Origin of the sequence: Streptomyces sp. NPDC085866 (assembly GCF_044541035.1) — a bacterium.
GTDB lineage: Bacteria > Actinomycetota > Actinomycetes > Streptomycetales > Streptomycetaceae > Streptomyces.
Map to the genome: position 1 here is coordinate 163,833 of NZ_JBITSQ010000017.1, position 22,123 is coordinate 185,955.

Sequence of the window (22,123 nt, forward strand, 5' to 3'; positions counted from 1 at the left end):
CAGATGCCGCACCATGCCCTGGAGATCACCCTCACCCGCCCCCTCAACCAGGCCGAACTCGACACCGCCTGCCGCAGCATGCCGCTCGCCGCCAACCACGACACCACCCGCCTGATGGCCCTCGTCAAAGCCGAGACACCCGACCAGGCCGCACGCCGACTGAGGCGACGACTCAACGACCGGCTGCCCATCGACGTGATCACCACGCACTACCCCGACGCAGAGCACAAGGTTCTGCTCAACGTGGCTCTCCCGCCCGCCACACACGCCGTCCTCACCGCCGAAGCCGGCCGAGACGGCCTGACCCCGGAACGCTTCCTGGAACTGGCCGTGCACCGGGCCCTGGCCGACCACGCCATGCAGGAGATCGACCGCCTCCACCAGGAGGTACTCCAACTGCTGGCCCACTCCGCCCCCGCACGCCTGCTCGCTGTCGTCGGGCATGCACTTACCCGACTCCCCAAGGACCCCACCCCGTGAAGCCCACCGACGAACAGACCGCCGCGGCCGACGCCTTCCACGCCGGAGAACACCTGGCTCTGCAAGCCGGAGCCGGCACCGGCAAAACCACCACCCTGGCCCTGCTCGCCCGCACCACCCCACGCCGCGGCCGCTACCTCGCCTACAACCGGGCCATCGCCCACGACGCCACCGCCCGCTTCCCGCGCACCGTCCAGTGCAAGACCACCCATGCCCTGGCCTACGCCGCCGTCGGCCACCGCTACACCCGCCGCCTGAACGCACCCCGCCGCCCCGCCTGGCAGACCGGACAGGCCCTCGGCCTCACCAAAGCCATCCGCATCGACGAACGCGAAATCTCCCAACGGGCCCTGTCCAACGCCCTCCTGCGCACCGTGACCCGCTTCTGCCACACCGCCGACAACCAGATCACCCGCCATCACGTACCGAAACTGCGCGGCCTGGAAGACAAAGACCTCCACCGCGAACTCGCCGCCCACATCGTCCCCATCGCCCGCAAAGCCTGGGCGGACCTGCAGAACCCCGACGACGGCTGCGTCCGCTTCGAACACGACCACTACCTGAAGATCTGGGCGCTCACCCAGCCCAAACTGGACGCCGACTACCTGCTCCTGGACGAAGCCCAGGACACCGACCCCGTCGTCGAACAGATCTTCCTTAACCAGCGTGACCATGCCCAGCTCGTCATGGTCGGCGACTCCGCCCAGGCCATCTACCACTGGCGCGGGGCCAAAGACGTCATGACCGGCTTCAACGGCACCCACCTGACCCTGTCGCAGTCCTTCCGCTTCGGACCCGACCTCGCCGAGGAAGCCAACCGCTGGCTGCACCTGGCCGACGCCCCCATCCGCCTCACCGGCACCCCCGCCGTACCGACCGAAATCGGCCCCGTCACCAGCCCCGACGCCGTCCTGTGCCGCACCAACGTCGGCGCCATGGCCCACGTCATGACCCTCATGGCCGCTGGACAGCGGGTCGCCCTGACCGGGGGAGGAAACAGCCTGCGCGCCCTCGCCCAGGCGGCACACGACCTGAAAGAAGGCCACCGCACCCACCACCCCGAACTGATCCTCTTCCCCTCCTGGGGTGACCTGCAGGACTACGCCGCCCACGACCCCGCCGGACGCGACCTGCAGCCGCTGGTCAACCTCGTCGACACCCACGGCACCGACGCCATCCTCGCGGCCGTCGGCCAACTCGTCCCCGAACCACACGCCCTGGTCACTATCTCCACCGCCCACAAGGCCAAAGGACGTGAATGGCCTCGCGTGCTGATCGCCGACGACTTCGCCCGGCCCAAAGATCAGCAACCGGGCGGGCAGAGCGGTTCCGCAACGCTTCCCGATCCGATCGACGATGCCGAAGCCCGCCTGGCCTACGTAGCCGTCACCCGCACCCGCCAGCGCCTGGACCTCGGAGGGCTGTCCTGGATCCACGACACCCCCGAAACATCTGACTAGTAGGACTCCGTTAGGTCTGTCTCGCTGTCGTGTTTGGGGGCATGTTGGTGGTGTGGACGCACATGAAGTGAACCGTGCTCGGGCGAAGTTGGCGTTATTCGTGGCTGACGTCTTCGCGTCGGTGCCGCGCAAGGATCAGCGGGCGAAGGGTGACTGCTATCTGCGGGGGCTGATGCTGGACGGGCGGCGCAAATCGATCCAGCCGATGGCGGAGCGGCTGCCGGACGGCAACGAGCAGAACCTGCAGCAGTTCGTGAACCAGTCGACCTGGGACCCGCTGCCGGTGCGGCGGCGGATCGCGGAGCGGATGGTGCCGCAGATCGGCCCGGATGCGTGGGCGGTCGATGACGTCTCGTTCCCCAAGGACGGGAAGATGTCGGTGGCGGTCGCTCCCCAGTACTGCGGAGCGCTGGGCAAGCAGGCCAACTGTCAGGTCGCGGTGAGCGTGCACGCGGTCTCCGACACCGCCTCCTGTCCACTGCAGTGGCGGTTGTTCGTGCCCGAGGAGTGGGCGCACGATGCGCCACGGCGGCAGAAGACCGGGATACCGCCAGAGGTGGGGCACCGGGAGAAGTGGCGCCTGGCCCTGGACACTCTCGACGAGCTGGCCGGGTGGGGTCTGGTGCCGCCGGTGGTGGTGGCCGACGCCGGCTACGGGCAGAACGCCGACTTCCGCGACGGCCTGAGCGCGCGGGGCATCGGATATGTCGTGGCGGTCCGTGCGGACGTAACCGTCCACCCGCACGACGCGCGGCCTACCAGCCCGGCCTGGTCCGGGAACGGTCGCAGGCCGCAGCCCCGCTACCGGGACAAGCCGTCCTCTGTGTCCGTTTTAGCCGTTGGTCACGGACGGCAGGCGTTCACCGAGGCAACCTGGCGGGAAGGCTCCCGCGGACCGATGCGCTCACGCTTTCTGGCACTGCGGGCGCGGCCGGCCGGGGTCCGGGCCCGCCGCCTGGCCCAGGCCGCCGCCACCGCCGAAGACGGCCACTGGGACGGTGTCCTGCCCGAGGTCACGCTGCTGGCCGAATGGCCCGAAGGCGCCGAAGCACCCATCGACTACTGGCTGTCCAACCTGCCCGCCGACACCCCGCTGGCTGAACTGGTCCGACTCGCCAAGATCCGCTGGCGCATCGAGCACGACTACCGGGAACTCAAGCACGGCCTGGGCCTGGACCACTTCGAGGGACGATCCTGGAACGGCTGGCATCACCACGTCACCCTGGTCACCGCAGCCCACGCGTTCCTCACCGAGCAGCGGCTGGCCCCAAAAGCCGATACGGCGGGCTCACCCTCTACCAGATCCTCGACGCCGTCCAGGACCTGCTGAACTGCTGGACCGGCACCTGCACCACCTGCCACCGCCCCCTGCCCAAAACATCCGCCACCAGCCCAAACTCAAGAGCCAGAGCAACCTAACGGAGTCCTACTAGGGCTCTGACCGGGAAGGTTCGCCGGGATGGCGATTCCGGCGCAAACGCGAGGTTAGTCCCCGCGATGACCTGGCCTTCGACGTTGGCGCCTGCGTTGGGAGCTGTCCGGTCTCTTGATACGGTCGGCGGTCAGATGGTCACCGACGGTCCGACGGATCCGTCACGGGGGCAAAGGGGACGTACACGGCATGCGCGTTCGGGCAGTGACGGGAGCGTTAGTACTGGTGGCGGTATCGCTGGCGGGCTGCAGCGACCCGGCAGGCGGCGGCCACAAGGACAGCAACGGCAGCCCTCTGAATCCCTTTCACCAGGCGAAGTCACTCGCCAAACTGAGACTGCCTGCGGCCTATGATCCGGGCGAGGGATGGGACACGGCACTCGGCGGGGTTCCGAAGCGGGCGGCCAACGTACCCGTGGTGGCAGTGCCGGGCGCCGGTGAGGTGGCCAGCATTCAGGGGGCTGCAAACGGCTACACCACCATCGTGCGGGCCGCTGACACGGGGCGGATCAAGTGGTCTTCAGCGCCATGGGACATACCCACGCCCAGCGATGCCGAGTCGTCGCAGACGCCAGGTGTGACCGTTGTTGATCAAGAGGGCCGCGAGTACATCGTCACCTACGCCCAAGGCGTGCAGGGGAAGGACGCACTGCACGACGGCTCCGCGGTGGTCAGACTGGCGGTGTACGCCGCTGACGGGCAGGGCACGTCGGTGAAGCCGCTACGGCAGATCGATCTGCCGGTACAGGGAGAGCCCGCGGTGCGGGTCTCTGCGTACGGTGGCCGGGTGCTGGTCGGCCTGGGCAATATGGTCGACTCGGGCCTGTACCCGGAACGTTCGTTTGCGGTGAATGTGGTGACGGGTCAGAGCACCGCCTACGACCATCCCGATGACCTGCTGTCCCCGTGCGGCCAGGCCGACTGCGCGGGAGGCCGTGTCATCGCGGCCACCCCGGAAGGCCCGTTGGTTAGTGTGGACAACGGAGGGTTTGGCCTGGCGGGCCACTGGTTCAGCGACTCCGTACGCCCGAGCGGTACCGAGCGGACCGGCGACCTCGCTCCTTTCAACGGACTGGCCTATGGCGTCATCGACGGCCACGTGCTCGCCGGCTGGCAGACCCCGGACAAGGAGGACGGCACTGCCGCCAATCCGGTGTGGTCCGTGCACGATCTGGGGACAGGACGCCTTCTGGCATCCATGACCTGCGGCTACGACCTGAACGACGACATTAACGCGGGCAACTACGGATCGAACCGTGAGTACGGCGCGGTCGCATCACCCCACGGCCGCTATCTCGCCGCCGGGCCCATCGTCTTCGACCTGCAGCGCAAGAAGGGCATCTGTCTGGCCAAGAGCGGCGACCGGAAAGACATCATGCTCGTCTCAATCCGCGACGACGGAACCGCCTACGGAGCGGTCCAACAGGACTCGACTGCCGAAGGCACTGAACCTGCCGCCGTGCAGGTAGATCTCAACGAGGGCCCGGATACTGCGAAGGTCCTCGACCGCGGCACCATCGTGCCACTCGTGACCAACGTAAAGGGCACGGGACTCTTCCTGAGCCGGGACGACAATGGGGCCCTGCGCGTCTCCCTGCGTCGCGAGCGCTGACGTTCACCGACCCACCCCCACTCCTCACAAACCGCCGAGCGCCCGCCGACGCGAGGGCCGGCCGCCCGTCGGCAGCGTGACCGGACGGAGCCGCTGATCACCTTGGGTGAAGAGTTGTCCGAGCTTGACGGTGCGGGTGGTGGCGTCTGGACGACGAAGTCCACGTCGTCAGTGCTGAGCAGGCGGGGGCGGCCTCCCGCCCACTGAGGGGCCAGGCAGGCCAGGCCGCTTTCGTTGAAGCGGTGGATCACGTCCCGGACGGTGTCCTCGTCTGCCTGGACCAGCTTGGCGATCACCGTCACCCGGTTTCCGCCGGCCGAGGCCAACAGCACCATCGCGCGCCGGTAGCACACCGAACTCGTGCTGCCCCGGCGAACGATCTGCTGCAGCCGCTGTCCATCCTGGTCGGTGAGTCTGCGCACACGGACAGGCTCAGCTACCGCGCCTCCAGCGGTCAGATCGGACGCCACCGCACATCCAACCGCCACGACCACCAGCCCGGCGAACCTATGCGGTCACGGCACTAGCTGCGCCAGATCTCCGTCCGCCGCCTACATTCGGGGCTGACACGAAAGCGACGACTCCTCCTCCGGATGTTTGCGGCATGCCGTGTGCAGTTGTGATGATGTGTTTCATGTCTGAGCACGGGGGTGCGGCCGACAAGCCGCAGCGGATTCCACGGTCGCGACTTGCGGACTACATCGAGATGGGGGAGGCGTCGGAATCCCGGGAGCCGATGACGCCTTCGCGTGAGCGCCAGGAGCGGGACACGCAACAGACTGACCAGCCGCCCACTTCCGAGCCTGTCCACAAGCCCAGACTCGATGATCCCGAAGTAGCCGCTCGCAGACGCGAGTTCGCGAGCCTCCTCGGCGAGTTCCGCCGCACTCCCGTGCTCGTCCCGCTGGGCGACGGCTCCGGCCCAGACGAGGAACGCGGTTTGCTGACCGCGGACTTGGACGGCATCCGCTTCATCCTGGCCTTCTCTGACGAGCAGGCCCTGGCCCGCTACGCCGTGGCACGCGGCGAGGCAGCGCGCGAGTGGAGGTACCAGACCGTCCTCGGCGCACGCCTGTTGGATGTGGCCGTCCCCGCGGCCGGGGTGCCCTGCGGGGTGGCGCTGGACTGCGCGGACGGCGAGGAAGGCATGGTCTTCCCGCCGGTGCGCGGGATAGTGCCGGACGAGGCGGCATTGGACTTCGACATCGACGCCGACAGGGACGCGGGGGACAGGCCATGAGCGGTGACGGCAAGGACCTGAGGACCGATGGGCTCGCTCTGATCGCCAAGGGGCTGACCGAGGCGTTGGGCGAGCTGAAGGAGCTGGGCATGGTGGGCGAGGCCGGGGCCGGGCGCGGCTTCGGCGACATCGCCCTGTCCGGGCTGGAACTCGGCCACGAAGGGCTGATGGGGGAGTTCAAGTCGTTCTGCGAGCGCTGGGAGTGGGGCGTGCGCTCGCTGATCAACGAGGGCAACGGATTCGCCGTGAAGACGGGTCTGTCCGCGGGCACGTACTACGAGAGCGACAAGTACGTCGAGGGCACCTTCAAGGTCGTCACCAACGCGGCCATCGGCAATCCGTACGCCTCCGAGGAGGACGTCGAGAAGATGGGCTGGGGCGACATCGCCAAGTCCGGTGTCTACGGCGGCAATGTGGACTACAGCAAGGAGTCCTTCGACCAGGCCATGGACAAGAGTGGGCAGGCTTGGAAGGACGCGGGCCGGGACGTCATGACCTCGCACACCATCGGGGCGGTGCCGGGCCTGAACCCGGAGGACCTCCATGGTGCGTTCGGGGTGTCGGACGATGAGTACAACCAGTACCTGGACGGCACTTTCGGACCCTCTCCCGAGGCCCGCGCCAAGGCGGCCGAGCAGCAGGGCGGTGAGGGCTGATGGGGCTCGGCGACGTCACCAACTCGCTCCTCGGCGGCGCGGAGAACCTCTACGACAAAGGCAAGAAGAAGCTCGGCGAGGCTGTCGACTACGGCACCGACAAGCTGGGCGGGGTCCTGGACCACGCCGGTCTGCACGACTGGGCCGACAGTGTGGAGGACTGGGGCGACGAGGTCGCCTCCGACCTGGGCGCCACCCCTGGTGAGCAGCAGCTCGGACAGACCGAGGAGGCCAACGAGCTCGTCCACGGGAATCCGGACAAGATCCGCGAGAGCGCCAAGCACCTGAAGGACTTCCACGGCGCCTTCGACAAGGTCAGCTCGGGCCTGAAGAAGGTTGACTCCTCAGGCTGGCAGGGCGAGGGCGGCGATGCCTTCCGGGAGAAGTTCGGCGTCCATCCCACCAAGTGGGCCCGGGCAGCCGAAGCCTGCGCATCGGCGGCGGGGGCACTGGAGTCCTACGCGGACACCGTCAAGTGGGCACAGGGGCAGGCCAAGGAGGCCGTCGAGCTCTACAAGAAGGGCGTGAAGGCGTCCAAGGACGCGACCGACGCGTACAACAAGAAGGTCGACGCCTACAACGCCAAGATCAAGGCGAACGAGGACCCGGGCCCCAGGCCTGAGCCGTTCCAGGACCCCGGCAAGGCCGACGTCAAGGCGGCCGCCGAGAAACTCGCCGAGGCCCGCAAGCAGCGCAACACGGCCGCCTCCGAGGCGCAGGGCAAGGTGAAGGCGGCCCTCGCGCACGCACCCGCCGAACCGGCACCGCTGGAGCGCCTCGGCAACGACTTCAAGGACGGCTACCAGGCCGTCAACACCGAACTCACGCACGTCGTGGGCGGCGCCCTCAAGGGCACTGCGGGCCTGCTCAACTTCGCCCGCGGCCTCAACCCCATGGACCCCTACAGCCTGACCCACCCGGCCGCCTACGCGCAGAACCTCAACATGACGCTGGCCGGCCTGGTCTCCACCGCCTCCCATCCCGAACGGGTCGTGCAGGCCGCCGTGGACGGTTTCAAGAAGGACCCCTCCGAGTTCATCGGCCGCCTCATCCCAGAACTCATCGGCACCAAGGGCGCGGGGCTCGCGCGGGGCGGGCTGCGGCTCGCACTGAAGGAAGGAGTCGAAACAGGCGCCGAGAACGCCCTGCGCCGTGAAGCCCGCCAAGCAGCCGAACAGCGTCCCAACGCCACATCCCGACAGCCCCCCGAGATCACCTGCGAAGAGGACCCGGTCGATGTCGCCACCGGCAGCGTGCTGCTCTCCCAAACGGACGTCAGCCTGCCAGCCGGGCTACCACTCGTCTTCAAGCGCGAGTTCTCCTCCACCTACCGCTCGGGACGGTGGTTCGGCCCCACCTGGTCCTCGACCATCGACCAACGCCTGGAGATCGACACCGAAGGCGTCATCTTCGTCGGCGAAGACGGGCTGCTGCTGACCTACCCCCACCCCGCCCCGGGCGTGCCGACCCTGCCACGGCACGGCAGCACACGCTGGTCACTGGATCGCACCGACGACGGCTACCTGATCACCGAGCCCGACAGCGGCCGCCGACTGCACTTCGCCGACGCCGGCAATGACATCGCCCTGCTGGAACTGATCGACGACCGCAACGGCAACTGGATCCAATTCGAATACGACGAGCAGGGAGCCCCGTGCGCCCTCACACACAGCAGCGGCTACCGCCTCCAGCTCACCTGCTCATCCGGACGCATCCGCACGCTTGCCCTGGCCGGCGCCGCAGCGGACGGCAGCGACCAGGAACTAGTCAACTACGGCTACTCCACCGACGGGCATCTCACCGACGTCATCAACTCCAGCCGCCGGCCGACCCAGTTCGGCTACGACGAGCGCGGACGGATCGTGTCCTGGACGGACACCAACCAACGCACCTTCGCCTACACCTACGACGAGCACAACCGCTGCACTTACCAGGCCGGAGAAGCCGGACACCAGCGTTCGGTCTTCACCTACAGTTCCCCAGACGACCCATCCGGGCAGCACACGACAACGATCACCGACTCGTTCGGCCACGACACACGCTTCGTCATGAACGAACGCGACCAGGTGATCGCCCGCATCGATCCCCTGGGCAACGTCACCCGCTTCGTACGCGACCGCCACAACCGCCTGCGGCAGCACACGGACCCGCTCGGCCACACGATGACCCTCGACTACGACGCGGCCGGCCAGCTCACCACCGTGACCCGCCCCGACGGGCACACGGCACGCGCCGAATACAACCACCTCGGACTCCCCACGAAGGTGGTCAACCCGGACGGCACCGTCATCCGACGAACCTACGACGAACGCGGCAACTGCACGTCGGACACCAACCCGTCAGGACAGACCACCCACTACCTCTACGACGAGGCGGGCCGCCTCACCTCCGTCACCGACCCGATGGGCAACACCACCACCATCGACCCCGACCCAGCAGGCCTGCCCCTCGCCGTGACCGACCCGCTCGGCGCAGTAACCCGCTACGAGCGCGACGCATTCGGACGCATCACCACAGTCACCGACCCGGTCGGGGCCGTGGCCCAGATGGACTGGACACTCGAAGGCCATCTCACCCGCTACACCGCCCCCGACGGCACCGTCGAATCGTGGACATACGACGGCGAGGGCAACTGCACCAGCCACACCGACCCGCTCGGCGGCAAATCACGCTACGAGTACACCCACTTCGACCTGCTCACCTCCCGCACCGGGCCAGACGGCGTACGCCACGAGTTCATCCACGACACCGAGCTGCGCCTGACAGGGGTCGTCAACCCACTCGGCCTGACATGGAGTTACGAATACGACGCCGCTGGCAACCTGGCAGCCGAAACCGACTTCGACGGCCGCCGCCTCACCTACACCCACGATGCGGCGGGCCACCTCGTCTCGCGCACCGACCAGACCGGCCAGGTGATCCGTTACGAACGGAACTTCCTAGGCCAGGTGACCCGCAAACAAGCCCAAGGCCACACCACCGAGTACGCCTACGACCTCACTGACCAGCTGACCCAGGCAACCAGCCCCGACTGCACCCTGACCCTGCTGCGCGACCAGTTCGGCCGCCTCCGGTCCGAAACCGTCAACGGCCGCACCCTCTCCTACACCTATGACCAGTGGGGACGCCTGAGCAGCCGGACCACACCGACCGGTGCCCTCACCACCTGGCGCTACGATGCAGCCGGACGCCCAGCGCAGGTCGTCGCCGCAGGCCGCACCATCGACTTCGCCTACGACGCGGCGGGCCGCGAAGTCTCCCGCCGTATCGACAACAGCCTTACCTGGGCTAACCAGTTCGACATAGCCGGCCGGCTCACCGCCCAGACCATCACGGCAAACACCCGACACCAGCCCATCCGCCAACGCGGCTACTCCTACCGAGCCGACGGCAACCTCGTCCAGATCGACGACCCCGCTGCCGGACCACGCTGTATCACCCTGGACCCTGTCGGCCGCGTCACGGCCGTACAAGCCGCCAACTGGAACGAAACCTACGCCTACGACGAGGCAGGCAACCAGGTCTTCGCCTCCTGGCCCTCAAACCACCCCGGACACGAAGCAACCGGCCCCCGCACCTACACCGGCACCCGCCTCACGGGCGCTGGCACGGTCCGCTACGAGTACGACGCCCTGGGCCGCGTCACCCTGCGGCAAAAGACTCGGCTATCCCGCAAGCCCGACACCTGGCGCTACGAATGGGACACCGAAGACCGCCTTACCTCAGTGATCACCCCGGACGGCACCCGCTGGCGCTACACCTACGATCCGCTCGGCCGCCGCACCAGCAAGTCCCGTTTGGCCGCCGACGGCGAAATCGTCCTCGAGCGCACCGAATTCACTTGGGACGGCACCACCCTGTGCGAACAGACCACCGTCTCAGCACATGCCCCGCATCCCGTCACGCTCACTTGGGACCACCACGGGCTGCACCCGATCACTCAGACCGAAAGAATCACCAGCGGGGACGCTCCCCAGAGCGAGATCGACGCCCGCTTCTTCGCCATCATCACCGATCTCGTCGGCACGCCGAGTGCCCTCGTCGACGAACACGGTGACATCGCCTGGCAGACGCGGCGCACGCTGTGGGGAACCACCGCATGGGCCGTCGACAGCTCCGCTTACACCCCTCTGCGGTTCCCCGGTCAGTACTTCGACCCGGAAACCGGCCTCCACTACAACCACTTCCGGCACTACGACCCGGAAACAGCCCGCTACCTCACCCTCGACCCTCTAGGCCTGGCACCCGCCCCCAACCCATCCTCCTATGTCCATAACCCGCACCTGTGGGCCGACCCGCTGGGCCTCACCCCCTGCCAGACTGCGGCGCAAAACGCCAAGGACAACAAGACGACACCACTCGGTGAGGAGATCCCGACCCGAGAAAAAGCCTCCGTCGGCAGCACCAAAAATCACAACTACAAACAGACATTCTTCAACGAACACCCAGAACTCAAAGGCAAGGTGGTCGTCCACCATGCCATCGAACAACAAGTTCTCAAAAAGTATCCCAACCTATTCAAGGCGGACGAAATCCACTCCCTTGAAAACCTGCGCGGAATCCCCAAGGGGGACATTAATAGCAGAATCCATCTCAGTGAAATACGTGTCTCCTGGAACGAGTTCTACCGAACTCACCCCACTGCAACACGACAGCAGGTCCTCGATCACGTCACCAAAGTGGATGATATGCTGGGGCACTGGTTCAGTCCCCGCATCAGGTAATTCGCACGAAATGGAGAAAGTGCCTCATGTGGCGAGAGCTCGCCTCAGAATTCCCCGACGTGGAGTTGCAGGACCCGGCGGCTCCCGACGCCCTGAACGCACTCGAGGAGCAGCTCGGCCAGTCGCTTCCCGTGTCCTTGCGTGAGCTCCTGACCGAGACAGACGGGATCGAAGCCAACTACGGGACCGAGGTGGTCTGGACGGCCGAGAAGATCCTGGAGGAGAACCAGTCCTTCCGCACCAACGAGCAGTTCCGCAACCTGTACATGCCGTTCGGCGCCCTCATGTTCTTCGGTGACAACGGTGGCGGCGACCAATTCGCCTTTGTTCGCACTCCGGCTCGCGATGAGATCTTCGTATGGGATCACGAAACGGACAGCCGCACCTGGATCGCCTCGTCCCTGGAGAGCTACCTACGCAGCACGCTCGGCAGCAACGGCGAAGACTGGTACCGCTCGCTGTGATTGGTGTCTGCGGCTCGGCCGCCAGGCACGGGTGATGGCTGCGGGCGGGCAGGACCTTCGCGGTGTGGCACACCCCGGCGGCGGCACGATGCGGCTGCGTTTGAAACCGCGCTGTGGGAGCGTGGTGCCTGGCCGGGTCCTTCGCTTTCCCCCGTGGTGAAGGGCCCGGCCGCTCCTTCAGTGGGAGAGGGCGACGGTGATGGGCTGGTCGGGGCAGCGGGCGAGACCTTCGGCGACGGCGGTCTGCTCGCCTGAGTCGATGGTGAGCTGGTAACACATTTTGTCGGCGGCCCAGTTGGTGAGTTAGGTGCACCAGTAGCCGGCGTACGGGGGCAGCCAGGTGGACGGGTCATGGTCGGCCTTGGAGCGTTGGAGGCGGCGGAGACTGCGGTCAGGGCGCGCTCGTCGTTGAGGTCGGACGGCTTCGTGGCCCGGCTTGCCTATCAGCAGACGAAGATCACGGGCAGGGATCCGCCGACGATCCCGGTCGACCAGGAGATCGTCGACATCATCCGCCTCCAGCAGGAATGGGCCAGAGAGTTCGACGCAGCTTGGGCGCCTCGGCGGGAGCGGACCCCCGCTACCTCTTCTTGCAAAATTGCCGAGGAGCTGAAGCAGCACATTCAGGTAGTCGAGCGCTGACCGCCACCGTGATCGCTTGTTGGCCGCCTTGGTTGATGCCAAACGCCACGACTTTCCAGGCCGCCCACCTGCCCCAGCCTTCAGTGCGCGCGGGCTGCTGGGCTGCCGCTGACCGGCGGGCACACACCAGCCTGGCATCGGCGCAGGTTGCCAGCCGCAGCCCTGACTTTGACGTCGTTCAGACGTCGCGTGAAGGGACGCGGGCTGCGAGTTCGGCCGCGAAGTGCTGTGCTTGTGCTCCCCAGTCGTGGTCGGTCGTACCGAAGTGGTGGAGGACGTCCAGCAACTCGTGTGCTTCCGAGAGAGTGAGCAGAGGCAGACGTGGTTCGTGCAGTTCAGGCATGCCGGCTACGGGGTCGACGAGTTCGTCCATGCCGGGCGTAACGGGCACCGGCCGTGCTGGTTACGGGGCGCCCGGCCAGCCTGGGCAGGGTCTTTGCCGACCTCGTGCCCTGGTGGAAGCCAAGGGACGGTCTGCAGGCTGGCGCACCGGGCCGCTCCGAGCTGGGGCGGGTGACCGTGGGGTGAGGGCTGCGTGGGGGAGTTGTCGCATCTGGTCAACGCGCGTAGCGAACCGTGCCAGGACTGCGGTTTTCTCGTGTGTGCATCTCCAACCCCCCACCATCATTGGAGACTTCATGCGCCGCGCCTTCTACGGCCTGCCCGCAACCAGCCTGCTCCTGATCGGCATCTGTGCCGCCCCGGCCCTCGCGGAGCCGCCCGCGCCACCCTCGACGGCAACCGCACGCGCAGAGCTGGCCGCGCTCACCGTGGCCGCCCCGCATTCGATGGACGGCTACGCCCGGGACAAGTTCGACATCTGGGCCACCCAGCCGGACGGCTGCACCACCCGCCAGGCCGTCCTGGCCCGGGACGGCAAAGACGTGCAGGACAAGCCGGGCAGCTGCCAGCCCTCGAACGGTTCCTGGTACTCCGTCTACGACGACACCACCGTCACCGACGTCGCCCAGGCCACGATCGACCACATGGTCCCCCTGGCCGAAGCCTGGCGCTCCGGCGCCGATACCTGGACCGCGGACCAGCGCAAGGACTTCGGCAACGACCTCAAGGACCCCCAGCTGCTGATCGCCTCGGAGTCCGCCAACTCCTCCAAGTCCGACAGCGGGCCGGCCGACTGGAAGCCCACCAACCACGCCTTCTGGTGCACCTACGCCAAGGACTACACCCACATCAAGTCCGTCTGGAAGCTGACCACCACGGACGCGGAGAAGTCGGCCCTGGCGACCATGCTCGACACCTGCACCAACTGACCGCGCCCGGGCCCCGCCGGGTGCTAGTGCCGCATCGGACGACGTTCGCCTCGTCGTGACGTGCCGTCCGGTCACAGGCCGGATGGCGCCGGACGGAATGATCACGTGGCTGGACATGTGCGGCTCCCTGGACAACGACGGGGGTATCAAAATGGAGTCGCTGCGAGCGCCGCTTCGCTGAAATGATGCGCGGGTCTGGTCCTCGCCATCGTGGCCTCCTGTGCCTGGGCGGAGATTCGTGCATCTACCACGAGGAAATATTGAACAGTGAACAATGGGCCGCGATGGCGGCCGAACTCCGTGCCCAGCGGGAAGCGGCACGGGAAGCGGCACGCAGCCAGGGTCTGCCGTATGCGAGCGTGCTGGACCTCGGGATCCGCTGGAGCGCAGGCGCTCCGATGCCGCACCTCTTCAACTCCAGTAACCGAACCATGGTGTTGTTCTATCGCCATGTGCCCAGACCCGACTGGGACGGATCCTGGGCCACGATGGTCGACCCTCGTCATCAGGCGCCGGCAGCCTTGGGCTTGATCGAGTTCATCCGCCCTCACTCGGTCAGGTTCGGGGGGCCCAATGACGAAGCCCTCCACGGTCACCCGTTGTCCGACCACGGTCTGGAAGCCTACGAGGCCCACGAGGTCCACAACTCCCCATGGATCGCCGAGGCGGAGCGAATTAACTCGGTGCACCCCGCGCACCGGGGCGGCTGGCACGACAGGATGCGTCACTACATCCTGAGCTTCCATGACGACACACTCGAATGCCTCGCCCATGATGTGCGCGTCGAGCAGTTCGAGTGCCCGTTCCCCGAGGCGGTCGCGCGGGTGGCCCGGCTGCTGCTGGCGTAACTGGCCCCGCTTCAGGCAAGGTTCGCCTTTGTCCGTCACGTTGCGCAGGCATTCGTCGGCGGTGTGCTTGTTCCGTCAGCTGATGTAGCAGCGGATCATGCTGCTCTGGGGCCTTGTGGCTGGGATGGTTGGTGCCGTCGAGGGCGAAGTAGCGACGCCGACCCGGTCCATCTCGTCCGGCTCTTCGGCAGCCACCCCCGACTGCCGGCGCCTACATCGTCGCTACGGGCAAGGCCGAGCACTTCCTCGCGTTTGTATCGGCATCGCTGCAGCGCTCATGGGCTAGCGAAGACACATGAATTGAAGCGCCATCAAGTGCCACCTCCCACGGCGATATACCGTGTGGCCATGTCGGTGTTCATACAACAGCTACCCACACTGATCGGCGTGGTGATCGGTGCCCTTGGATCGTACTTGGCGAGCACCCGAGGCGATCAAGCCCGCTTCCGTCGCGAGCAGGCGGTCCGTTGGGACGAGCGGCGGCTGACGGCCTACGCCGACTACGCCAGGTCGCTGAAGAAGAGTGTCACCCTGGCATACCGGATCGCGGCACACCTCGGCAACGACCCTCACCCGCACCCCTTGTCACCCGAGGAAGCGGCGCCTCACCTGGCCGATGCCAGTGATGCTCGGGACCCAGCCGGGGAGGCACTGTTGATGCTTGGCACCCCGGACGTGGTAGAGAAAGCTCGCGAATGGGTCGTCGTGGTGATGGAGATGGAAGGATTCCTGCGAGACCAGACCCATAGCCCGGAAACCTGGTCAACCATGCTCAAGCGCCAACGCGCCGCGCGTGAGAGGTACTACGCGGCCGTCCGCCGTGACCTGGCGCTCCCACCTGGCCATTCCGGGGAATGGCGACTTGTCGCACCCCAGACGCCCTGAGTACTCACTGCCACGGCGGCCTGGGCTGTCGAGCTCGGGGGCCGTCAAGCCTGAGTATTTTCGGCCTTCGTCGCTGAATGGGGCGCAGTGCTCAGCAGCACCTCTACCTCACCAAGTAAAACGACATCGTCGTGATCGGCTACATCCATGGGAGGACGCATGCTGGAGCGAGCGCAGGCCTTGCAGATCGCGGCTGCGTTCCTGGCGCGCAGCCAGCGCGACTCCGAACCACCGCTGGCCGTAGATGCAGGACGAGTTCGCGAGAACAACGGCCTCCTGATCGCCCCCTGCAACTCCGTGCAGTACCTCGCCTCGCGCGATGTAAGGCATCAGTTGCTGGACTGCTGGCCCATTCTCGTCGACCTCACCAGTGGAGACGTACGGTTCGGCACCCTGGACGGGCGGCATCTCTGGAAGAACCGATGCACCGGTACTTGACGCGCCCGGCCATTCGGAGGTCAGGAGGGCGGATCGTCTTCGTAGGCCCACGAGCGGATAGACCAGGGCTCGTCCTGATCGCCCCGCTCAGCAACGTGACCAGGCGGAAGGCTGGCCAACGTCGCGATGGAGGGGTCGAGCCCGAGTACATGGTCCAGGTGGCAGACGATCGACGCTCCGTCGGCGTTCGGATCGTGTAGCCCATCCGCGAGAAGCCAGTCCTCGTCATCATCGTGGGTCACCATCAGTGCCGGATGACTGCCGTCGGCTACTGTCCGCTGCACGATGGCTAGTAGTCCCTGAGGAAAGATGCCGTCGGGATACGGCCACGTCACATCCGGTTGCATCGAGCCCATGTGTGGATCATGCATGTCGACGCCGGCGCCGCAGGAGGCGGGGCGGCGAACGGCTACCGGGCTGCACGGAAGTGCGGACAGAGTTGGAATCGGGCGATGCTGCTGTCTGGTGTTGCGGCATCCTGCCTGGCGGAGAGGGCAGGATTCGAACCTGCGTGGGCCTTGTGGGGCCCGACCTTGAGGCGTGCTCGCTGGTCCCCGATCAACCACTCCGGGCACCTCTCCCTGCTCCCGGCTTCGGGGTGGCCCGTGCCGTTCACAGGAACAACACTGCCAGGGCTCTCTGACGGCGGCCTGATGTGCCTCTGATGCGGCCTGTTCGGGACGGAGCCGAGCCGCCCGGCGGCGGCGGGTCTGTTTCTCGGAGGTCCGGGATGCCCTGGGTGTCGATCCAGCAGTGCGCGCGGGCGGGTTGCCTCATCCGGGTGAGGAGGCAACCCGTGGTCAGACGATCTACTTGAACCAGTACCTCACGCCGTGGTGGTGCGAGCAGGTGCCCTGCGAGTGCCGCGAGTACGACAGGGAGGCGTCCTTGCACTTCGCCGTTTCGTACTTGTCCTTCGGCCTTTGATGGTGCGTCCAGCCACACACCCCGGTGGTGTGAGAGATGCAGTGGCGGGCCGTGTTGGTGGACGGCAGTGTCGCCGCCGCAGCGGTCGGTGCGCTGAAGAAGATGCCGGCCAGGGCGACAGCGACGGCCGGGACAGCAAGACGTGCGCGCAAAGGAACCCCCCTTTGAAGTGGAGCAAGTGCAACGGGAGTTTATAGCCTTTTGACCCAACAACGATGCCAAATCGACTGATGCCTGGCGGAGGCCGCTGTGTGAGACCAGGTGCACACCGTGATGGTCAAGCGACCGTGGATTTGTCGGCCAGGGCCCGGAGTCTGGGTGTGAGGTCGGGGTGGTCGCCGCGGGATGCGGATTGGAGGAGTTCGACGCAGACCACCAGGAGGGCCGCGCGGCCGGAGGCGCTGTCCAGGAGCGGGGCGAACTGATGATGGATGTGTGCGGCGGTGTTCGGGGCGAGTTGGGCGTAGGCGTACAGGAGCGCGATGCAGCCGGGGGGGCGAGGCTCCAGCCTTCCCAGTCGAGCACGGTGGCCCCTGTCGTGAGGTTGGCAGTGCGGACGTCGCCGTGTGCGCAGTCCCAGTGCTCGATGCGGGGTGCTGGGTGGCCGGTGTACTGAGGGACGGCGCGGGTGATCCATTCTTGGCGTACGGCCGTGCGGTCCGTGGAAGTGCCGGCGATGGCCGACAGCGTCATGCGGATCGTGGCGAACCAGCTGTCGCGCACGCTTAGGTGGGAGTCCCCTCATGACGTCATGCGCGCGCTGTTGATTCAGGCCTTGTCTGCGTTGTGCGGGTGTATCCGTCCTGCTGAGGCCGGGCTGCGCGAAGGATTCCCTGGCCCACGGCAGCCAAAGTCGCGCCGCCATCGGCGAGATCACGGACGGTCTGGAAGTGGGCACCTGCGTCTTGGTCAGCTCGTAGCCCTTGCCGATCTCGTCCTGCCGGACCTCACGGTCCTGGATGTTGGATGCCTGGCACGCTGACACCGAGGCGTGACCTGGAGCGGACGGCTGAGGCGGTGCGCCGGTCAGTGCACCTCGGGTGCGACTCCGCGTCTGTTATGACGATTCGTCAAAAATGCTTCTGCGTAGGGCTGGACGCCTTGCGGCAACCTGTGCGTGAGCTGTGACACATGTGGTTGACCGTGACTGTTTGGTGAACATTTACTGGCCATGACCATTTACAAATTCCATATATGGGGGAGACTCCGTGAAATCGGAGTGGGGTTCCGTGGCGCCCGTGGGCAAGCCGCGAAGCACCAGACGCGGCCTCGTCGGAGGCGTAGCCGTTGCACTGGTGCTCTCCGTGCTGCCGGTGTTGCCCGCAGTGGCACTCAACTCGGCGTCCGCAACCGAGGTCTCGACCGGACCGGTGGACGCATCGACTGCTTCGGTTCGGGCCAAGGCGTCCGGCGCCCCAGTGGAGGTGACGGCAGACCGCACGGAGTACTCCACGACCCAGGCGAACCCGGACGGCTCGTTCACGCTGACGCAGTCCACGACGCCCCAGCGTGTGAAGGAAGAGGACGGCCGGTGGGGTGCCGTTGACCCGGTCCTGGAGCACCGGGCTGATGGCCGGGTTGCGCCGAGGGGCGCGGTGGTGGATCTCTCGTTCTCCGGCGGTGGTGCGGGATCGGACATGATCCATCTGGGACGTGATGGACGATCCGTCACTCTCGGCTGGGCAGGGGCCCTTCCCAAGCCGACGCTGGACGGGGCGACGGCGACCTACGCGAACGTGTTCGACGGTGTGGACCTGCAGCTGACGGCGACAGCCGAGGGCTACCGCGAGGTGTTGGTCGTCAAGACGGCTCAGGCGGCCGCAAACCCTGCTCTGGATCAGGTGAAGCTCACGGCGTCGGGCGATGGGCTGACGGTGGTGCCGGGCGCGGGCGGAGGCCTGCGCGCTCTCGACGAGGACGGCAACGCCGTCTTCAGAGGCCCGGCCGGGCAGATGTGGGACTCCGCTGGTGACGCCGGCTCGGGTCCTCAGACGCAGCTGTTGCGTACCAGTCCCACCGCACCGAGTGCCGGGCAGGCCTCCGCCGGTCCGTCGCAGCCGGATGAGGGGTCGGCCACCGCAGCGCTTCCGGTCAAGGTCGACGACGACGCAATTGCCGTGCACCCTGATCTGGATCTGCTGCGCGGCAAAGACACCGTCTATCCCGTCTACATCGACCCGTCGGTGGGCCTGGGCGTCTCGGAGCGTACGAAGATCTCCTCCGACGGCGACAAGTTCTGGATGTTCGACGGGGACAAGGGCGTCGGCAAGTGCGGCAATGCTGACGGCTATTACTGCGGTGGTGGCTATGTGGACCGCATGTACTTCGAGTTCGCGCCGACGAAGCTGGCCGGCAAGCAGGTCCTGGACGCCACGTTCCGGGCGAAGGAGACCTGGTCGTTCAACTGCGACGCGCACATGCTCGACCTGGTGCGCACCGACAACATCTCCGAGGGCACCCACTGGCCCGGACCGAAGCAGCTGGATCTGATGGGGGACCAGAACGTGGCGGCGGGCCGCGGCGATCTGTGTCATCCGGATCAGCCGGACAAGTGGATCGAGTTCAACGACAGCGCCAAAGAGAAGGACGAGAACCTCACCAGGACCGTCCGCTCCTTCGCCGACGGCAAGTTCAGCCGGCTCACCTTGATGCTGCGCGCCCACGACGAGGGCGACCCGCGGGCCTGGAAGCGGTTCGACGACAGCGCCGAGCTGCAGGTGGTCTACGGCTACAAGCCGGGCATGCCCAAGGATGTCGGTGTCATCCAGGGAGAGGGCCAGACGGCGCACTGTCACAAGACTTCGTCGGACCCGCAGATCGCCACGGTCGACGAGCCGATGGTGCAGGCCAGTGTCCAGACGCTGGTGGCCCCGAAGAAGGGCGAACCGGCGGCGAGTCTTCAGGCGGAGTTCGTGGTCGAGCGAGGGGATGACGCGGACTGGCACCAGGTGTGGAGCGGTCACTCTCCCGATACAGGCTGGCATCCGGACAACAAGCTGGAGAAGCAGCAGCTGACCCAGCGTGCAGAGGGAGGCCTGTACCGGTACCGGGCCCGGACACAGTCGCACTGGTCCCATGACGGCAAGCCCGGAGATCTGTGGTCGTCCTACAGCCCATGGTGCTACTTCAAGATCGACGCGAAGGCTCCGAAGGCGCCTCGTATCACTGCGGTCTCCCCGTACACCGAGTGCGCACAGGAGTGTGAAGGAAAGGGCGGGCCCGGCATCGCGGGAACGTTCACCTTCCAGCCGAACACGGCCGACATCGACTCCAAGGGCCACACGGACGTCACTGCCTACGAGTACAAGCTGCTGACGACGCCAGCGAAGCAGGTTCCCGGTGGTTCACGGGTTCAGGTGAAGGACGTGCGGCCGCCACTTTCCGGATTGCAGGTGCTGTCGGTCCGCGCCAAGGATGTCCGGTGGGGTGCGTGGCAGGACTTCGCCTTCAAAGTGACGCCCGCTCAGGGTGCGGTAGGCCGCTGGCATCTCGACAGCCCACCCAACTCCGGCAGCATCACGGCCAAGGACACGGCCACCGACGGCACCCGCCACGACGCCACCCTGGTGGGCGCGGACGGGACCGGCTGGTCCACCCGGGCGCGCCGTGGAGATGCCGACAACTCGCTGCGCCTGAACGATGACACCACTGACCCGGCGAAGCAGAACGGGTACGCGGCCACGGACACGCCGGTGCTCGACACCCGGGACTCTTTCACCGTGTCTGCGTGGGCGCAGCTGACCAACGCGTCCGCCAACCGGGTCGTGCTGTCCGAGCCCGGCACCAACGGCAGCGCGTTCGCTCTGTACTACGCCGCCTCCTTGAAGAAGTGGGTGTTCAATCGTGCGGACACCGACGCGGACAAGCCCGTCTACATCCGTTCGGTCGCCGATCAGGACAACCCGCCGCTGAACGTGTGGACACACCTGACAGGAGTGTTCAAGACCGAAGGTGACGACGGGATCGCGGACAACGACCCCTCCAACGACACCGTCCAGTTGTTCATCAACGGCCGGCCGCAGGGAGCGCCGGTCCAGCTTTCCAAGACCGCGCCGTCCTATACACCCTGGATGGCAACGGGGGGCCTGCAGCTGGGCCGTTCCAAGGCCGGGGGCACCTATGGCGACTACTACTTCGGTCTGATCGACGAGGTCGCGGTATGGCAGCGTGCCCTCGGTCCTGATGAGGTCATCGAGGAGGCTCGCGCGAACGACAACGGCGCTCCCGCCAACGAACTCGTCGCGCAGTGGGACGCCACGTCCGCCAAGGGAAGCGAGATCGCCGAGAGCACGGCCTATCCGCCGGGTGCAATGAAATTGTCGCCCAGCGGGAGCACTGTCAGCGAGGACGACAACGCTCTCGTGCTGAACGGCACTTCCCAGTACGCCGCCGCGACCGGCCCGGTCGTCGACGAGACCGGCTCGTTCACGGTCTCCGCGCGTGTCAGCCTGAACGCCGAGGCGCTCGCGGCGAAACCGGTCGGCTATCAGGCGCAGGTGGCAGCGCAGAAGATGGGCGGAGAGTCCTCCTGGGCGCTGTGGGTGGTCAAGAGCGACGCCGACAAGTACCTGTGGAAGTTCACCCGTACAGCAGTGGACTCCGCTGGGAAAGTCACGCAGAGCGCTCAGGTCCCGGCCACCGACTGGGCCCAGACCGGCACATGGGTGCAGCTCACCGGAGTGTTCGACGCCCAGGAGCCATGGGAGTGGACGGACCCGTCCAACGACTCGACCGAGACCCGCTACGGCAAACTCCACCTGTACGTGGGCGATGACGAGCAGTCCCCCGAGAACACCACCGCCACCTTCACCACACCCCAGCAGGGCAGCGGTGAGCTGAGCGCGGGCCGGGGCACCTCAGCGGGAAGCACGGGCAACTACCTGCCCGGCAGTCTGCAGGACCTGCGGATCTGGACCGGAGCGATGACGTACGACCAGATCCAGACCCAAGTGACGCGCACTGCCGACGGCGAGTGAGTCCAGGCGCGTCATCTCCCGAGCGGTCCGCGTTCTGAAGCGGGCCGCTCGGGCCCAGGCACTCATGGG

17 protein-coding genes and 2 pseudogenes are annotated in these 22,123 nt (G+C 66.7%); 14 read left to right on the plus strand and 5 right to left on the minus strand.

What is annotated here, in order from left to right:
• Window positions 1–3: 3 nt before the first annotated feature.
• The 4 genes from ACIF83_RS36030 to ACIF83_RS36045 all read left to right on the plus strand — a co-directional run bounded on the left by ACIF83_RS36030 (window position 4) and on the right by ACIF83_RS36045 (window position 4,983).
• Window positions 4–480 (plus strand): hypothetical protein, encoded by a 477-nt coding sequence (locus ACIF83_RS36030; RefSeq protein WP_399733385.1) that lies wholly within the window; start codon window positions 4–6, stop codon window positions 478–480.
• Entirely contained in the window at window positions 477–1,940 is a 1,464-nt protein-coding gene (locus tag ACIF83_RS36035) for a UvrD-helicase domain-containing protein (protein WP_399733387.1), read from the plus strand. The genes ACIF83_RS36030 and ACIF83_RS36035 overlap by 4 nt, the downstream gene beginning before the upstream one ends.
• A 52-nt stretch (window positions 1,941–1,992) precedes the next feature.
• The gene (locus tag ACIF83_RS36040) at window positions 1,993–3,270 is read left to right on the plus strand and encodes an IS701 family transposase (protein ID WP_399733389.1); all 1,278 of its coding nucleotides are present in this window, start codon (window positions 1,993–1,995) and stop codon (window positions 3,268–3,270) included.
• Window positions 3,271–3,597: 327 nt separating this feature from the next.
• The gene (locus ACIF83_RS36045) at window positions 3,598–4,983 is read left to right on the plus strand and encodes a hypothetical protein (protein WP_399733392.1); all 1,386 of its coding nucleotides are present in this window, start codon (window positions 3,598–3,600) and stop codon (window positions 4,981–4,983) included.
• Window positions 4,984–5,073: 90 nt separating this feature from the next.
• Here the strand turns inward: ACIF83_RS36045 and ACIF83_RS36050 are convergent.
• A pseudogene (locus ACIF83_RS36050) lies at window positions 5,074–5,318 on the minus strand (transposase); the annotation flags it as partial.
• A 299-nt stretch (window positions 5,319–5,617) separates the two neighbouring features.
• On the opposite strand from ACIF83_RS36050, the gene ACIF83_RS36055 reads away from it, so the two are divergent.
• From ACIF83_RS36055 to ACIF83_RS36075, 5 genes are all read left to right on the plus strand, one after another.
• Window positions 5,618–6,223 (plus strand): hypothetical protein, encoded by a 606-nt coding sequence (locus ACIF83_RS36055; RefSeq protein ID WP_399733394.1) that lies wholly within the window; start codon window positions 5,618–5,620, stop codon window positions 6,221–6,223.
• Window positions 6,220–6,879 (plus strand): hypothetical protein, encoded by a 660-nt coding sequence (locus tag ACIF83_RS36060; RefSeq protein ID WP_399733396.1) that lies wholly within the window; start codon window positions 6,220–6,222, stop codon window positions 6,877–6,879. Before ACIF83_RS36055 ends, ACIF83_RS36060 begins: the two co-directional genes overlap by 4 nt.
• Entirely contained in the window at window positions 6,879–11,603 is a 4,725-nt protein-coding gene (locus ACIF83_RS36065) for a putative T7SS-secreted protein (RefSeq protein WP_399733398.1), read from the plus strand. The genes ACIF83_RS36060 and ACIF83_RS36065 overlap by 1 nt, the downstream gene beginning before the upstream one ends.
• 59 nt (window positions 11,604–11,662) lie before the next feature.
• Entirely contained in the window at window positions 11,663–12,067 is a 405-nt protein-coding gene (locus ACIF83_RS36070; RefSeq protein ID WP_399733401.1) for an SMI1/KNR4 family protein, read from the plus strand.
• Window positions 12,068–12,418: 351 nt separating this feature from the next.
• Window positions 12,419–12,709 carry a hypothetical protein gene (locus tag ACIF83_RS36075; protein ID WP_399733404.1) on the plus strand — a complete coding sequence of 97 codons (291 nt, stop codon included), beginning with the start codon at window positions 12,419–12,421 and terminating at the stop codon, window positions 12,707–12,709.
• A gap of 178 nt (window positions 12,710–12,887) precedes the next feature.
• On the opposite strand, the gene ACIF83_RS36080 is transcribed toward ACIF83_RS36075, so the two are convergent.
• Window positions 12,888–13,052: a hypothetical protein gene (locus ACIF83_RS36080; protein WP_399733407.1), complete on the minus strand. Its 165-nt coding sequence runs from the start codon at window positions 13,050–13,052 to the stop codon at window positions 12,888–12,890.
• 295 nt (window positions 13,053–13,347) lie between these two features.
• On the opposite strand from ACIF83_RS36080, the gene ACIF83_RS36085 reads away from it, so the two are divergent.
• From ACIF83_RS36085 to ACIF83_RS36100, 4 genes are all read left to right on the plus strand, one after another.
• Window positions 13,348–13,980 (plus strand): HNH endonuclease family protein, encoded by a 633-nt coding sequence (locus tag ACIF83_RS36085; protein WP_399733410.1) that lies wholly within the window; start codon window positions 13,348–13,350, stop codon window positions 13,978–13,980.
• Between the two features lie 284 nt (window positions 13,981–14,264).
• The gene (locus ACIF83_RS36090; protein WP_399733413.1) at window positions 14,265–14,828 is read left to right on the plus strand and encodes a hypothetical protein; all 564 of its coding nucleotides are present in this window, start codon (window positions 14,265–14,267) and stop codon (window positions 14,826–14,828) included.
• 348 nt (window positions 14,829–15,176) lie between these two features.
• Window positions 15,177–15,713 carry a hypothetical protein gene (locus ACIF83_RS36095; RefSeq protein WP_399733416.1) on the plus strand — a complete coding sequence of 179 codons (537 nt, stop codon included), beginning with the start codon at window positions 15,177–15,179 and terminating at the stop codon, window positions 15,711–15,713.
• A 159-nt stretch (window positions 15,714–15,872) separates the two neighbouring features.
• A complete protein-coding gene (locus tag ACIF83_RS36100) occupies window positions 15,873–16,151 on the plus strand; it encodes a hypothetical protein (RefSeq protein WP_399733419.1) in 279 nt (92 codons plus the stop codon).
• 20 nt (window positions 16,152–16,171) lie between these two features.
• Here the strand turns inward: ACIF83_RS36100 and ACIF83_RS36105 are convergent, their stop codons facing one another.
• From ACIF83_RS36105 to ACIF83_RS36115, 3 genes and pseudogenes are all read right to left on the minus strand, one after another.
• Window positions 16,172–16,507 carry a hypothetical protein gene (locus ACIF83_RS36105; RefSeq protein ID WP_399733422.1) on the minus strand — a complete coding sequence of 112 codons (336 nt, stop codon included), beginning with the start codon at window positions 16,505–16,507 and terminating at the stop codon, window positions 16,172–16,174.
• A gap of 127 nt (window positions 16,508–16,634) precedes the next feature.
• Window positions 16,635–16,732: pseudogene (locus tag ACIF83_RS36110) on the minus strand.
• A 228-nt stretch (window positions 16,733–16,960) separates the two neighbouring features.
• Window positions 16,961–17,230 carry a DUF3761 domain-containing protein gene (locus ACIF83_RS36115; RefSeq protein ID WP_399733425.1) on the minus strand — a complete coding sequence of 90 codons (270 nt, stop codon included), beginning with the start codon at window positions 17,228–17,230 and terminating at the stop codon, window positions 16,961–16,963.
• Between the two features lie 1,485 nt (window positions 17,231–18,715).
• On the opposite strand from ACIF83_RS36115, the gene ACIF83_RS36120 reads away from it, so the two are divergent.
• Window positions 18,716–22,054: a LamG domain-containing protein gene (locus ACIF83_RS36120; protein WP_399733428.1), complete on the plus strand. Its 3,339-nt coding sequence runs from the start codon at window positions 18,716–18,718 to the stop codon at window positions 22,052–22,054.
• Window positions 22,055–22,123: the final 69 nt, after the last annotated feature.